Source organism: Enterococcus aquimarinus, from assembly GCF_001885765.1.
Taxonomy (GTDB): domain Bacteria; phylum Bacillota; class Bacilli; order Lactobacillales; family Enterococcaceae; genus Enterococcus_I; species Enterococcus_I aquimarinus.
Genome location: NZ_JXKD01000042.1, coordinates 1 through 508 on the forward strand (window position 1 = coordinate 1; position 508 = coordinate 508).

A 508-nucleotide genomic window follows, 5' to 3' on the forward strand; every position below is an offset into this window, starting at 1 on the left:
GATAAAGTCCATATAATTGTGTAAAAGATAAAAGGCCATGTAACAGCCCTTTTACGGTACAATGTTTTTAACCACAAAAACATACCCAGGAGGACTTTACATGACCCAAGTACATTTTACACTGAATAGTGATGAGGTTCAAAGTATTATTGAACACTCGGTAAAAGATGATGTATCTAAAAATATTTTGACGACAGTTTTCAATCAATTGATGGAGAACCAACGAACGGAATACATTCAAGACGAGGACTATGAACGATCCGAAAGACGCCAGAGTCAACGAAATGGCTACTACGAGCGTGATTTTACGACTCGGGTAGGTACACTTGAATTAAGAGTACCTAGAACACGTGATGGTGAGTTTTCACCGACGGTGTTTGAACGTTATCAGCGAAATGAAAAGGCGCTGCTCGCTTCAATGATTGAGATGTATGTATCAGGTGTTTCGACACGTAAAGTTTCAAAAATTGTTGAAGAATTGTGTGGTAAATCAGTTTCTAAGTCCTTT

The 508-nt window shown here is 38.2% G+C and carries 1 protein-coding gene; it reads left to right on the forward strand.

The window, feature by feature from the left end; all coding sequences use genetic code 11:
- Nucleotides 1-100: 100 nt before the first annotated feature.
- The coding region (locus tag RU93_RS11870) for a transposase (protein ID WP_211272606.1) at nucleotides 101-508 on the forward strand (408 nt) is incomplete at its 3' end.